Origin of the sequence: Microcystis sp. M44BS1 (genome assembly GCF_020244875.1) — a bacterium.
Classification (GTDB): domain Bacteria; phylum Cyanobacteriota; class Cyanobacteriia; order Cyanobacteriales; family Microcystaceae; genus Microcystis; species Microcystis panniformis.
The window spans coordinates 1-12,123 of sequence record NZ_JADBVM010000185.1 but is presented as its reverse complement, the minus strand read 5'-3'; the positions used below and the strand labels follow the sequence as shown (position 1 = coordinate 12,123).

Genomic DNA, 12,123 nt, shown 5'->3' with positions numbered 1-12,123 from the left:
GTGAGAAACCCATCCTTAGAAAAAAATTAGTTTTCCGATACGGGTTTTGGTCGGGAAGGCCGAGGGATAGGGGATTGTCCGGGGGTAAAAGGTCGTTTTTCTCCTTCCCCCGAGGGATGACGATTTTTATCAAAAGGCTTTTTAAAACCTCCCTTACCCATCGGTTTTTTCTTGCTGGCAAAACCGAGGTCTAAACCTTCCAAAATGGTTAAGGCATCTCCTTTAAGTTGTACCTGAAAATCCCAAAAACGACTGATCGGTTTACCAGATAAAGTACCGCGCAATTTTAGTTTAAAAAACTTGGGTTTTTCCGCTTCAGTTTTGGGCATTTGTCGGATTTTGACCACTACCGCTTGATTTTCCCGTTCGGTAAAGATAACTTCACCTCGAATTGAGAAATAACCCGGGGTAGAAGCGAGGAGAGGCTCTATCTCTGGATCATCTTCCTTTTTCAGGGTTTCTGGTTCCCAAACACCGACAATCTGAACATGAAGGGCATCATTTTCCTGACGGGTGCGCGGATAAACTACCCAAAGATGGGGTTTTTCCAGATCGAGATGATTTTTAACCAAACTGATCACCCGGCCGAGAATCACAGAATCGATCAGAGTACCATCGGCAGTTAAAATATTGCCTTTAGTTAATTGTTCCTCCGATCGCTGATAATGGCCATAGACGAGACCGATCGCCCGATACTGCCGCAGATGACTGGGAGGGGGGATCGGTTGTTGACGTTTGACTTCTGCGGGGGTGGCTGACTCTACGGCTAAGTCAGCCTCAGTATGGGGGGACTCAAGGGGGACTTCCTGAAGTGGAACTTCAGGAGTCGGGGGGGTTTTCGGTGATTCGGTAAACCGATTCCCAGGACGATTCATATCACACTCCTAGCGGCGGAGACACATAATAAATTGGTAATCAAGCAAGTCAAAAGCGCAATCTGGGGGGTTGCAATAACCCTCTAGGGCGAATCTACTGGCATCTAATATATTAAGAACCATGATCTTTTGACTGTCAACCCAGTCAAAACCCTTTTGAGTCTTGACTGTCTGCCCATTGTACTCATTGACACTCCCATCGCACTCAAGCGAGGGATTCTTGGTTCAACGAGTCCACTTAAACTAGATACCTTGCGTTATCCAACCCAGAGGTGGTTCTCACGCCTGCGCATTACTTTTCGTATGCCCTACGATAGTCCCCCCAACCTCCACCCCCCCTGCCCCCGACATCGGGGGGGTTGGGGAGGCAAGGGGGGGGTACAAAGTTTGCTTGAATTGAAACGTTAGCTTCAAATACTGCTTTGTCTAGTTCCTGTAAAGATTTTACATCACGAGCAGGTGAGAAACTAGAACTATTGAGTAGAACCCTATATCTTTGATTGTCAAGGTGCAGAGGTTGTAGTGATTAGACTACTTATGTTTTTAGAGCGGTTGATTACCCTATCGGCTATACTCATATAGTAGCTATTTAGCCTGAGTAGGTCAATACCCTTAAAAGAAGAAGTTATTCGAGATTTTTTCAGGAGACTGGACGCTTATTTTTAATCGTGCTTCGTATCATTGAGCCTTGACATCGAAGCCCCTCGAAATGTGTCGAAGTGCTGTTTTATATTGGCGCTTGGTTTCATCCCGTCGCGCTCATGCGAGGGTCTTCACCCCGACATTTGAGATAAAGAGCGGCGAATTCGAGCGATCCCCTGATCAAATCTCCAGATTTCCATAACATTTTCCTGTCTGTCCCCTCGCACCCCAGTCTATGAAAGCCTCTCTCTCTAACCGTCGTTGGCTGTCCATCGGTCTCATCCTGATGTTATTTGCCTTGTTGTCCTTCTCGATCATGCCGCTATTGACTTCTATTCTCCAGAGTCAGCACTCCTCGGTACAGAGTCATCTGTCCGCAGTGGAACAAGAGAAATTGGCCAGTCAAGCACTGGGTTATCAGATGGTTTTAGAGCGTGAACCCGATAATCAGGCGGCTTTGCGGGGATTATTAGATACTCGCCTACAGCAGGGGGATTTAAGGCAAGCGATCGAACCTTTAGAAAAATTAGCGCAACTTAACCCCCAACAATCCGATTATCTACTACTTTTGGCGGAAGCGAAACAGCAAATAGAGGACTATGCAGGAGCCACAGGCAGTTATCGCGCTCTTTTAGCCTCCCATCCCCAAGATCTACGGGCTTTAACTGGATTAACTAATTTATTTCTCAGCCAAAACCGCCAGATCGAGGCGATTAGTCTGGTTAAAGAGACGCTTGATCGCGCTTTAAAAGCTGCTGCCGATCCCAATAATCCTGCTAGTTTAATCGATATCGTTTCCGTTCAGTTACTTTTAGGCAAAATCTATTTCGAGCAGCAAAATTATCCGGAAGCTTTCAAAGCCTATACACAAGCTCAACAAATGGATGTTAACGATTTCCGACCGATTTTAGCCACAGCGATCGTACTGAAGGAACAGGGCAAAAATCAAGAGGCTCAACCCCTCTTTCAAAAGGCTCTCAGTCTCGCTCCTTTTGCCTATAGACAGGAGATTCAGTCCCTAATCAGTAATCAGTGATCAGGAGTCAGAAGTCAGGAGATCGGGTGATAGGGTGATAGGGTGATAGGGTGATAGGGTGATAGGGTGATCAGACAGCTTCCCCACTTCCCCACTTCCCCACTTCCCCACTTCATAATTCCCTTGAGACTTGACATTGGGGACAAAAATGAGAGGAGCGTCCACTTAATTTAATTCTGGCAATAGTTGCACCGCAAAGGCGACAATTTTCGCCAGTACGACCATAAACCCAGGCCATCGAGCCATAATTGCCATTAACTCCCGTAACGTGGAGAAAATCGCTAAAACTGGTGCCGCCTTCAGCGATCGCTGTTTCCAATACAGAAATAATGTTTTTTGTCAATAAGTCTATTTGCTCAATTTTTAAGAGATTAGCGGCAGTTTGGGGATGGATACCACTTTTAAAGAGAACTTCATCCGCGTAGATATTGCCGATTCCCGCGACTACATTTTGATCGAGGAGAAAAGTTTTAATCGGACGACGACTTTTTTGACAGTGACTATAGAGGTAATCGGGGGTAAAATTGCGATCGAAGGGTTCTAGTCCCAGTTTTTTGAGACCGGTAATCACGCTTTCTGGGGTTTTATCGGCGGCAATCCACCAAATTTTCCCGAAAGTGCGGGTATCGACAAAGCGCAATTCTTGCTGATTGGCAAAAAAGAAGCGTAAGCGCGTATGAATCGGCAGGGGAGTGGTATCTTTTACCCAGAGCAATTGTCCGGTCATACGCAGATGAACCCCGATACTGCTACCATTATCTAAATTGGCGAGGAGATATTTGCCTCGGCGCTGCCAATTGCTAATCGTAGTCTGAGCAATTCCTTGCAGAAAAGTTGCCTCGCAATTAGGATAGGCTAGGGTACGCTGTAATAATACTTCCCCACCGATAATTTTTTTGCCCTGGGTAACTTGATTTAACCCGCGACGCACCGTTTCTACTTCTGGCAATTCTGGCATATAAGTGATTGAACAAAATTAAGTTCTTGGTTAGGGTAGGCAAAAGGAAAAAGATAGATAAACAGAACTTTTTAAGTAAGTGGTTCTAATTAAATAGAAGATAGATTTTGTCTCTGATCCCCCCTGCCCCCCTTGATAAGGGGGGTGCCGATAGGCGGGGGGATCGCCCTTGATAAGGGGGGTGTCTGATAATTTTTAACACCTACATACCTATCGGCAAACGAACCCAAATTAACGTCGATTCTACTTTAACTTTAACATTTCGATGGTATCAATTATTTCCCGTTCAAAACTGACTTGAGCGCGATTAGTTTTACCACCAATATAAAAGCGATCGCCCGATTGTAAAGCCCAAATTTGGGAATGGGAAAAGTAACTCATTACCACTCCCATCATCAATAAAGCAAAACCTAAATAGACAATCGGTACTCCCGGATCTGCCTTAATTTGTAACCCGGTACTTCCCACTAATTCGACTATTTTTAGATTAACTCCATTGATGGGAATCGTCATTCCTTCTCGTACAGCAGAGGTTAAATCTCCCTTAGCATCATAGACAATTACCGTACCTTGTAGATCTCTGGTTAAAAGAGAAACTCCCTCACTAAGATCGGTTTTAGTCGGAATCCAAGTTCCCCAGATTTGTCCATTACCTTTGGTGTCTAAACTAGCCATCGGTAGCTGTAGGATCGGGCTATTATTCACCTGTACTTTTACCCCGGCAATTCCCCAACTGGTTTGATAAAAAGTCACCCCTTTATGGTGCAAAGGTTGATTAACTTGAATAGTTTTGCGATCGATCTCCTGTCCTTGATTATCGATCACCGACAAATCAGAATAGAATTGTTCTACGTCACCTTTAGGACTATAATCAATCCAAAAACGATTAACTTTAATCCCCCAATCCTTGGGGAGAGAATTTTTAGATAAGGGTCCAGCTTCAATAATATTTTTAACCTGAAAACTATCGCCACTAGCTACCATTTCTTGAGCGAAAAACCCCGTTAATGCTCCCCAGATCGCTCCTGCTAAAATAATTAACATGGCTGCATGAACGATAATCGGACCGATTTTACCGATCAGACCTTTACGAGCATAAAGACTGTTATTTTCTAGAAAAACTTTGTAGCCTTTTTTTTCTAATAGGGGGGTTAGAGATTCTAGGGAACCAGTTTCTAATTCAGCACTTAAAGCTAGTTTTTGAAATTGGCGAGATTGTTGATAAAATTGCCAGTTTCTTGCCGCCTTTAAAGCGGGTAATTGTCGTCGGAAGGTGCAAGCGGTTAAACTGGAACCGAAGAGAATTAATAATGATAGATACCACCAAGTGCTATAAACATGATTTAATCCCAATAGTAATAAAATTTTCCAAGTCAGAAAGCCAAATAAAGCGGGTTTCTCAGGATAATTAGCCTGGTAAAAAGATAGGGATTGTCCCTGTTCGATTACCGTCCCAGAAATGCTAAAAATAGCGATTAAAAGTAAAAGAATAATTGCCAATCGCAGATCGGCAATAGTCTGGATAAATTTACGTCCCCATCGGAGCGGTGTATTCTTTAAATTTGAGGAAGTTTCCGATATAGTCATAGTTAAAAGTTTTGCAATTCTAGCCAATTATCTATCATAACTCTCCACCATCACAGCAGACGGGATAATACAGAAAAAACTCCAAAACCGATTAATAAAACCCCACTGACGGGATTAATCCATCCGGACCATTGACGCAGGGAAAGAAAGCTTTTCAGCGAGGCAGTAAAAGAACCGACGATAATTAGGGGTAAAACATAGCCGGCAGTGTAGGATAACAATAATCCCCCTCCTAAGCTTAAATCTCCCGTATTGGCCACCCATGCCAATAGAGTTGCTAGAACAGGTGTACTACAAGGGGAGGCGATTAAACCAAATGTTAAACCGAGAAGATAGGACCGCAAAATCGGGGGAAAATCTCCGGTAATCCAATCGGTAGCGCCAAGGGAGGGGAAGCGCAGGGGTAATAATTCCAAGAGGTTTAACCCCATCAAAATAGCGATCGCACTGACGATAATTGGTAAACCGATCCCCACCTGTCCATAGACTTTTCCTAGAGTAGCGGCAATTAGTCCCAATCCCGCTAAGGTGGTGGCTAATCCTAGGGAAAACCATGTGGACTGCCAAAAAGCCGCTAAACGACCTTTATTTTCGTAACCCCCGATATAAGCGACGGTAATCGGCAACATCGACAGCATACAGGGGGTAAGACTGGTGAGTAAACCGGCTAGAAAAATCACGGCAATACTGACAAAACTAAGGTGAGTTAGTTGGGAAGTGACTAAGCGATCGGCGTATTGTTCAAGGTGATAGAGTTGAGTCTGTAATTGGTCTAACATATTAGGTAATTTTTCAGGCTAAATTTGGCTCATTTCTAGGATATTACCATCGGGATCACTGACAAATAATGCCTTTCTACCCGAGGCACTCATTTGAATTGTATAACCTTGACTTTCTAGATAGTTACCCATGGCTGTCACGTCATCAATAGCGAAGGCAAGATGAGGATTGCGTCCCCACTTTTCGGGATTGGGACGGTAGTTTTGGTAATTGCTATCGACAATTAAATGAATTTGATAATCTCCCACTTGATACCAAACCCCATCGTATTGAAAAGGGCGATCAATTCTATTCAATCCTAGAACATTTTCGTAAAAGTTAATGGCTTTTTCTAGCTCGGTGACTAAAATCGCCGTGTGTAAGGATTTTGTGATGTTCATAGTTAATATCTGACTCGCGGATCGAGCCAACTATAGGTTAAATCGGCAATTAAGTTAAAGATAACAATTAAAATCCCATAGATAAAGGTAATCGCCATCACTACGGGGGTATCACTGCGGGAAATAGAATCAATTAATAAAGCACCGATACCCGGTACACGAAACACTTGTTCTGTGACTAAAGCACCGGTAAAAATTGAGGGAATATCGAGAGCAATCAGGGTGACAACGGGGATTAAAGCGTTGCGAACTATATGCTTAGTTAGGACAGAAAAATTAGTTAGTCCCTTCGCTAAGGCAGTTTTAACGTACTCTTGGTGAATTTCTTCAGTTACGGAAGAACGCACGAAACGCATCAACATCGCCCCTTGATATAAGCTTAATACGGTTACAGGCATAATTGACTGTTTAACCTGATCGATCAAACTATTAAAATCACTGATTTTTAGGGTACTGTTATAAAAAGATGGTAGCCAGTTTAACTGCACACTAAAGATAATAATTAATAATAATCCCGTTACAAAAGTGGGTAAAGAAAAGCCAAGTAGCGAAAAAGTAGAGATGATTTTGTCTAACCAAGAATAGCGCTTAACTGCTGAAATTATGCCCAAAGGAAAAGCGATTAAAACCCCGAACATATAGGCACTACCGACAATCCAGAGAGTTGTGGGTAAACGCTGCCAAATGAGGGTAAAAACTGGGCTGCGACTGGTGAAAGAATAGCCCATATCTCCTTGAAGAAATGCTAACAACCACTTGACGTAACGCACGGGAAGGGGTTGATCTAATCCGAGACTTTTGCGAATATTTTCTCGCACCGCTTCGGTGATAGCGGGATTAGCTGCAAATTCTCCCATCGGATCCCCCGGCGCTAGGGCCAAAATGCCAAAAACCACCATACTAATAGCTAAAAGAGTGGGAATCGAAAATAATAATCTTCTCAGAAAATATTTGAGCATTTATTTACTACGCTTCCAGTCCTTGATGTTCCAAGTATTTCTATCCCAGGGAGTTAATTCAAACCCTGACAAACTATTGCTAATTGCCACCACATCGGCACGATGAACTAGGGGAATAATCACAAAATCATTAATTAACATATCATTCATTTTAATCCCTATTTCTCGCCGTTTTTCTGGGTTTAATTCTTGACTAAAAGCTTGCCATAATTTATCGTATTCAGGATTACAATAACGAGCATAATTATCACCGGCCCAACCATCAGCTTTTTGGGGAATTTCGCTACAGGTAAAGGTTTTAAAATAGGCTTTCGGATCGGGACTATTATTACCAGTAGTGTACATTTGTAGGTCAGCATAAAACTTTTCTACCGTGTCATCGTTAGCAGGATCGCTAGAAAAGAAAATACTGGCATCAACAGTTTTTAATTCTACTCCTACCCCGATCGCTTGTAAACTTTGTTTGATAATTTCTTGGGTTTTCTGACGAAGAGGATTGACAGTGGTTTGAAAAACTAATTTCATTTCTACCCCATTTTTATCCCTAGTACCATCACCATTACTATCTTTCCATCCCGCATCATCTAGTAATTTCTTAGCCTTTTCTAGATTAAATTCATAGCTAGTATTGGGGGAATTATATTCCGATGGCATCACAATAAAATTAGGAGTTGTTTTCCCAGTAATACCATAAAGTTGCGTGGCAATAGTATCTCTGTCAACGGCTAAAGATAAAGCTTCTCTTACTTTCACATCACTCAAAAAAGGATGGGGAAACTTAATACTAGACCTCTCACCTTCAGGAGTAGCTTGATTAGGATCACTCAAATTAAATAAAACTCGTTCAATCAAAGAACCGAAACTAGATATTAACTGACCTTGACCCGCTTTTTCTAAATCACTTAAAACCTTGGCCTCTACTTGCAAATTATAGGCATAATCCGCCTCCTGTGTCTGTAAAACCGCTCGTGCCGCAGAAGTGGCATCACCTCCTCCTTTTAATTCTATTCTTTGAAAACCTAATTTATCTGCTTCTCGAAAGAAAGAATTTGGTTCATAAACTGCCGTGTCTCCCGGCTTAAATTCTACCACTTTATAGGGTCCAGTTCCCACCGGTAATAAATTAGCAGGGGCCTGGCGTGCTGTTTCATTGCTATACTTTTCATAGAGATGAGCAGGTAAAATCATCCCTTCTGTTCCCACAAAAACTAATGACCAAGCGGGATTAACTTGCTTAAAATTTATTTTAACCCTATGGGGATCGATCGCTTCCACACTTTTAACTGTTTCATAATTGCCAGCGCTAGTAGAACCAGTTTTCGGATTGGTAATAAAATTATAGGTAGCGATGACATCTTTGGCAGTAAAAGGAGTACCATCTGACCATTTAATATCTTTTTTTAGCTTCCATGTCACCGATTTACCATCCTGGGCAACTCCCCCATTTTCAATAGTAGGAATTTCTGCCGCTAAAAAAGGAACTAATTCCCCTTTTTCATTGAAACTAGCCAAAGGTTCTAAGGTAATGCGACTCGCTTCTGAGTCTTTAAATCCCGTGGAGAGATGGGGATTTAAAATCGTCGGCGCTTGCCAATATAAAAGTTTTAAAGTTTCTGAATTATTATTGGTCGTTGCCGGAGGATTATTAGCTGTTTGTTGATGACAAGCACTAAAAAGCAGCGTACAACTAAGGGATAAAATTAACAGGGGCAAGAAAAGCGATCGCTTAAACATTTTTAATGACAATCAATAGTTCAACAGGGTGACTTAGGTGATTCCCTACCCCACCAATAACAAGTTATCAGACATTGAGTCTTGATCTCGATCGATTAATTGATTATTTGCCTTTATCCATTCCTAGTCAAGTTAAATCGATCGTGCCATAATAGCGATGCTGTGCTAGACAATAAAATTCTAGGCACGGCGACGAAAATGCTTATGACCTTATTTCATCAGGGTGCGACAGCAGCGGAAATCGTTAATCGTTACCCATCACTAAATCTAGCTGACGTTTACGCCATGATCGCTTTTTACCTCAAGCACCAATCGGAAGTAGAATCCTACTTGCAACAGCGACAACAGCAAGCACAGGAGATTCGGGTAATCAATCAAGGGAGATTTGACCCCCAGGGATTGCGAGATCGCTTTCTTGCGCGTAAAGCATGATTAAGCTTCTGGTTGATGAGAACTTTGATAATACTTAACTGGTGCGTTACGGCGGATTACTAATTTTGATTTTTCATTCCAAGCTTATCACCGCCTAACGCACCCTACAAAATTGCTTTTGCATGAGTAGAAAACGGGTTTCTCCGAGAAACCCGTTTTCTGTGCGTTACTCAACGGATTTAGTATGACTTCACAGATTAATATAGGAATAAATCTTCTTGGTAAAAAATATTATGTTTGGCAAGAAACAACCGAAACAACCGAACCAAGCGCAAAGTATGAGCGGTGTAACCGTCAATAGCGGTGTCGTTCAACAAGCTCAAGCGGGGCGGGATCTCCAGCAAGCTCAATCAGGAAATCTGAAAACCCAACAGGAAATCACCAATACAGAGGTGGTTAAGCAGTTGGAAAATCTGGAAACAGCGGTGAAAGCTTCATCTCTTACTCAAGAACAGAAAGATGAACTCCTAGACTATCTGCGTCCTGCCAAACGCGAAGCAGCAAAGGAAGGAGGGAGCAAGGATTTAGTGGGACAAAATCTAAAACAGGTCAATGAGACGCTGAAAACCGTAAAAGAAACCACAGAGGCGGGAAAAAGTTCAAACTCATGGCTATACCCCTCTTTATTCCTTCCTATTGAAATGGTATTATCATTTACTTAGCCGTAGGGTGCGTTCCCTAATGTGGCTCCTACCGCTCCACTAGCAGTGGGCTAATCTGGCTAACACGCTTTTGGGCGTGATATACGGAAAATTTCCGTATAATCAATAGTCCAGTAGGGTGCGTTAGACGGCGACAATCTCTGCTCTTACTTAGGACTAGCAATCCGTCGTAACGCACCACCCACGAGATGTATTAAAAATAGTAGGCGTTATTTTTTTATCGTTGGGTTGTAACCAGTAACGTTATGGGTTACACTTAATGGATGATAGTCAGCTGATCTTGTAGGGTGCGTTCCCTAATGCAAGTCCCACTGATCCAGCGATCAATTTTGGGGAACGCACCATGCCCATTGATTAAAGCTGTGGGTTTAAGTGCAATGCCGCTCTTGTGGGACCAGTTGGGGAATGTTAGCAAAGATTCCCGATGTTTAGGTTAAAATAGAGGGCAAAAGTTGCCACAGGGTCAAGCCAATGACAATCCATCAACCCCGCTATAGCAAAGAAGAATTTGCCCAACGTGGCGATCTGATTTATCAAACTCAAATACGTCCACAAGTCGAATTGGGTAATCAGGGCAAAATTGTAGCAATTGACCTTGAAACTGGCGACTTTGAAATTGATGCGCGTGAAATACCTGCTTGCAATAGACTCGAAGCCCGTCACCCAGATGCTCAAATCTGGATTGTTCGAGTCGGTTCTCGCTATGTTCGCCGATTTGGTGGACGTACAAAGAGATTAGTATGATCGCAGGAATCGTTAACGCGGATTTTGAGGCGATTATTTCACTTTCGATATGTGACTCTGAAGGAAATATTTACGCGCAAGATGCGATCGTTGATACAGGTTTTAATGGTTGGCTTTCATTGCCACCAGACCTAATCGATCAGCTAAACCTGAAATGGAAAAGACGAGGACGCGCTATTCTTGGTGATGGTAGCGAATGCGTTTTTAATGTCTATGAAGCCGTCGTAATTTGGGACGGAGATTATTTAACCATACCAATTGATGAAGCTGATTCCGAACCTCTAGTTGGAATGTCATTAATGGAAGGCTATCAACTCACAGTTCAAGTATTTGAAGAAGGCAGCGTAGAAATCCGCAAAGTAAGTGTCGTCTAACACTGCGTTGGAGCCGACTTTACAAAAAATACCTGCAAAAATTACAGATTGTCTGCGGCGGCTCAATTAGAACGTTATGCCGCATCAAAACCGCAAAGGAGGTTTATTATGGCTGAATGATTAGCAGTTGATGTTTCGAGAACTGGGGCGTTGGCTCCCCTTGCTTTTTTTGTGCGCTACTATGGAATTAAATGATTAAAAGCTAAGACTGCTATGGCACTGGCATCGAATGGACAAACAGCTATAATCCGCACAGAGCGAGGGCTTACAATTGCGGATACTCGTATTACTCTGTATGACGTAATGGATTATCTCAAAGCTCAGTATCCACCCAAGTTTATTCGTGATGCCTTCAATCTTACAGATGCTCAAATTCATGCTGCCCTTTCCTACATTGAAACACATCGAACAGAAGTGGAAGCGGAATATCAGGAGGTTTTAAAGACTGCCGCAGAAACTAAACAATTTTGGGAAGAGAGGAATCGCGAACGTTTTGCTCGGATCGCTGCTACTCCTCCTCGTCCAGGCTATGAAGCGGTTAGAGCTAAACTTCAGGAACGGAGAGCAAAGCGGGAAGCGAAGAAGCAATGATTGTTCTGGCTGATTACAACTTGAATCGGCAGCTGTAGGGTGCGTTCCCTAATGTGGCTCCTACCGCTCCACTAGCAGTAGGCTAATCTGGATAACACGCTTTTGGGCGTGATATACGGAAAATTTCCGTATAATCAATAGTCCAGTAGGGTGCGTTAGACGGCGATAATCTCTGCTCTTACTTAGGACTAGCAATCCGTCGTAACGCACCACCCACGAGATATATTACTGGACTTCCCCCATACATAAATACTAAAAAATTAACAAAACCCTTACTGCAGGTCGCTTCTAAGAAAAAATTGAAAAGAGACTACTGGGTACATTTTTCACTTGAAAATGGCTGTACCGTTGACTGTATCTGGAGTAGAG

General features: G+C 42.8%; 13 protein-coding genes. 6 read left to right on the top strand and 7 right to left on the bottom strand.

Annotation, left to right across the window (positions count from 1 at the left end):
• Positions 1-26: 26 nt before the first annotated feature.
• The gene (gene patR, locus IM515_RS14865) at positions 27-875 is read right to left on the bottom strand and encodes a heterocyst master regulator PatR (RefSeq protein WP_002767211.1); all 849 of its coding nucleotides are present in this window, start codon (positions 873-875) and stop codon (positions 27-29) included.
• Between the two features lie 877 nt (positions 876-1,752).
• On the opposite strand from patR, the gene IM515_RS14860 reads away from it, so the two are divergent.
• On the top strand, positions 1,753-2,553 hold the full coding sequence (locus tag IM515_RS14860) for a tetratricopeptide repeat protein (RefSeq protein WP_287628981.1): 801 nt from the start codon (positions 1,753-1,755) through the stop codon (positions 2,551-2,553).
• A 112-nt stretch (positions 2,554-2,665) separates the two neighbouring features.
• On the opposite strand, the gene IM515_RS14855 is transcribed toward IM515_RS14860, so the two are convergent.
• The 6 genes from IM515_RS14855 to IM515_RS14830 all read right to left on the bottom strand — a co-directional run bounded on the left by IM515_RS14855 (position 2,666) and on the right by IM515_RS14830 (position 8,951).
• Positions 2,666-3,511, bottom strand: a complete 846-nt coding sequence (locus tag IM515_RS14855) for a DNA-formamidopyrimidine glycosylase (protein WP_287628983.1) — start codon at positions 3,509-3,511, stop codon at positions 2,666-2,668.
• A gap of 243 nt (positions 3,512-3,754) precedes the next feature.
• The gene (locus tag IM515_RS14850) at positions 3,755-5,098 is read right to left on the bottom strand and encodes a cytochrome c biogenesis protein (protein ID WP_287628985.1); all 1,344 of its coding nucleotides are present in this window, start codon (positions 5,096-5,098) and stop codon (positions 3,755-3,757) included.
• Positions 5,099-5,148: 50 nt separating this feature from the next.
• The gene (locus IM515_RS14845) at positions 5,149-5,877 is read right to left on the bottom strand and encodes a cytochrome c biogenesis protein CcdA (RefSeq protein WP_052277349.1); all 729 of its coding nucleotides are present in this window, start codon (positions 5,875-5,877) and stop codon (positions 5,149-5,151) included.
• A gap of 18 nt (positions 5,878-5,895) precedes the next feature.
• Entirely contained in the window at positions 5,896-6,258 is a 363-nt protein-coding gene (locus tag IM515_RS14840; RefSeq protein WP_193959681.1) for a VOC family protein, read from the bottom strand.
• Positions 6,259-6,260: 2 nt separating this feature from the next.
• The gene (locus IM515_RS14835) at positions 6,261-7,217 is read right to left on the bottom strand and encodes an ABC transporter permease (RefSeq protein WP_287628987.1); all 957 of its coding nucleotides are present in this window, start codon (positions 7,215-7,217) and stop codon (positions 6,261-6,263) included.
• Entirely contained in the window at positions 7,218-8,951 is a 1,734-nt protein-coding gene (locus IM515_RS14830) for a peptide ABC transporter substrate-binding protein (RefSeq protein ID WP_287628988.1), read from the bottom strand.
• Between the two features lie 204 nt (positions 8,952-9,155).
• Here IM515_RS14830 and IM515_RS14825 point away from each other — a divergent pair, with 204 nt between their 5' ends.
• From IM515_RS14825 to IM515_RS14805, 5 genes are all read left to right on the top strand, one after another.
• Entirely contained in the window at positions 9,156-9,383 is a 228-nt protein-coding gene (locus IM515_RS14825) for a DUF433 domain-containing protein (RefSeq protein WP_287628989.1), read from the top strand.
• A 233-nt stretch (positions 9,384-9,616) separates the two neighbouring features.
• Positions 9,617-10,045, top strand: coding sequence for a hypothetical protein (locus tag IM515_RS14820; RefSeq protein ID WP_287628990.1), 429 nt, complete (start codon positions 9,617-9,619; stop codon positions 10,043-10,045).
• Between the two features lie 471 nt (positions 10,046-10,516).
• Positions 10,517-10,789: a hypothetical protein gene (locus IM515_RS14815; RefSeq protein WP_002736754.1), complete on the top strand. Its 273-nt coding sequence runs from the start codon at positions 10,517-10,519 to the stop codon at positions 10,787-10,789.
• Entirely contained in the window at positions 10,786-11,163 is a 378-nt protein-coding gene (locus tag IM515_RS14810) for a hypothetical protein (protein ID WP_002789225.1), read from the top strand. Before IM515_RS14815 ends, IM515_RS14810 begins: the two co-directional genes overlap by 4 nt.
• Positions 11,164-11,376: 213 nt before the next feature.
• Positions 11,377-11,754 (top strand): DUF433 domain-containing protein, encoded by a 378-nt coding sequence (locus tag IM515_RS14805; RefSeq protein WP_002797905.1) that lies wholly within the window; start codon positions 11,377-11,379, stop codon positions 11,752-11,754.
• The last annotated feature ends 369 nt before the right edge of the window (positions 11,755-12,123 follow it).

Coding starts and splice junctions, on each gene's coding strand:
- IM515_RS14845 (WP_052277349.1), bottom strand. CDS start 5,877: ATGTTAGACCAATTACAGACTCAACTCTATCACCTTGAACAATACGCC.
- IM515_RS14825 (WP_287628989.1), top strand. CDS start 9,156: ATGACCTTATTTCATCAGGGTGCGACAGCAGCGGAAATCGTTAATCGT.
- IM515_RS14810 (WP_002789225.1), top strand. CDS start 10,786: ATGATCGCAGGAATCGTTAACGCGGATTTTGAGGCGATTATTTCACTT.
- IM515_RS14835 (WP_287628987.1), bottom strand. CDS start 7,217: ATGCTCAAATATTTTCTGAGAAGATTATTATTTTCGATTCCCACTCTT.
- IM515_RS14855 (WP_287628983.1), bottom strand. CDS start 3,511: ATGCCAGAATTGCCAGAAGTAGAAACGGTGCGTCGCGGGTTAAATCAA.
- IM515_RS14830 (WP_287628988.1), bottom strand. CDS start 8,951: ATGTTTAAGCGATCGCTTTTCTTGCCCCTGTTAATTTTATCCCTTAGT.
- IM515_RS14850 (WP_287628985.1), bottom strand. CDS start 5,098: ATGACTATATCGGAAACTTCCTCAAATTTAAAGAATACACCGCTCCGA.
- patR (WP_002767211.1), bottom strand. CDS start 875: ATGAATCGTCCTGGGAATCGGTTTACCGAATCACCGAAAACCCCCCCG.
- IM515_RS14815 (WP_002736754.1), top strand. CDS start 10,517: ATGACAATCCATCAACCCCGCTATAGCAAAGAAGAATTTGCCCAACGT.
- IM515_RS14860 (WP_287628981.1), top strand. CDS start 1,753: ATGAAAGCCTCTCTCTCTAACCGTCGTTGGCTGTCCATCGGTCTCATC.
- IM515_RS14840 (WP_193959681.1), bottom strand. CDS start 6,258: ATGAACATCACAAAATCCTTACACACGGCGATTTTAGTCACCGAGCTA.
- IM515_RS14805 (WP_002797905.1), top strand. CDS start 11,377: ATGGCACTGGCATCGAATGGACAAACAGCTATAATCCGCACAGAGCGA.
- IM515_RS14820 (WP_287628990.1), top strand. CDS start 9,617: ATGTTTGGCAAGAAACAACCGAAACAACCGAACCAAGCGCAAAGTATG.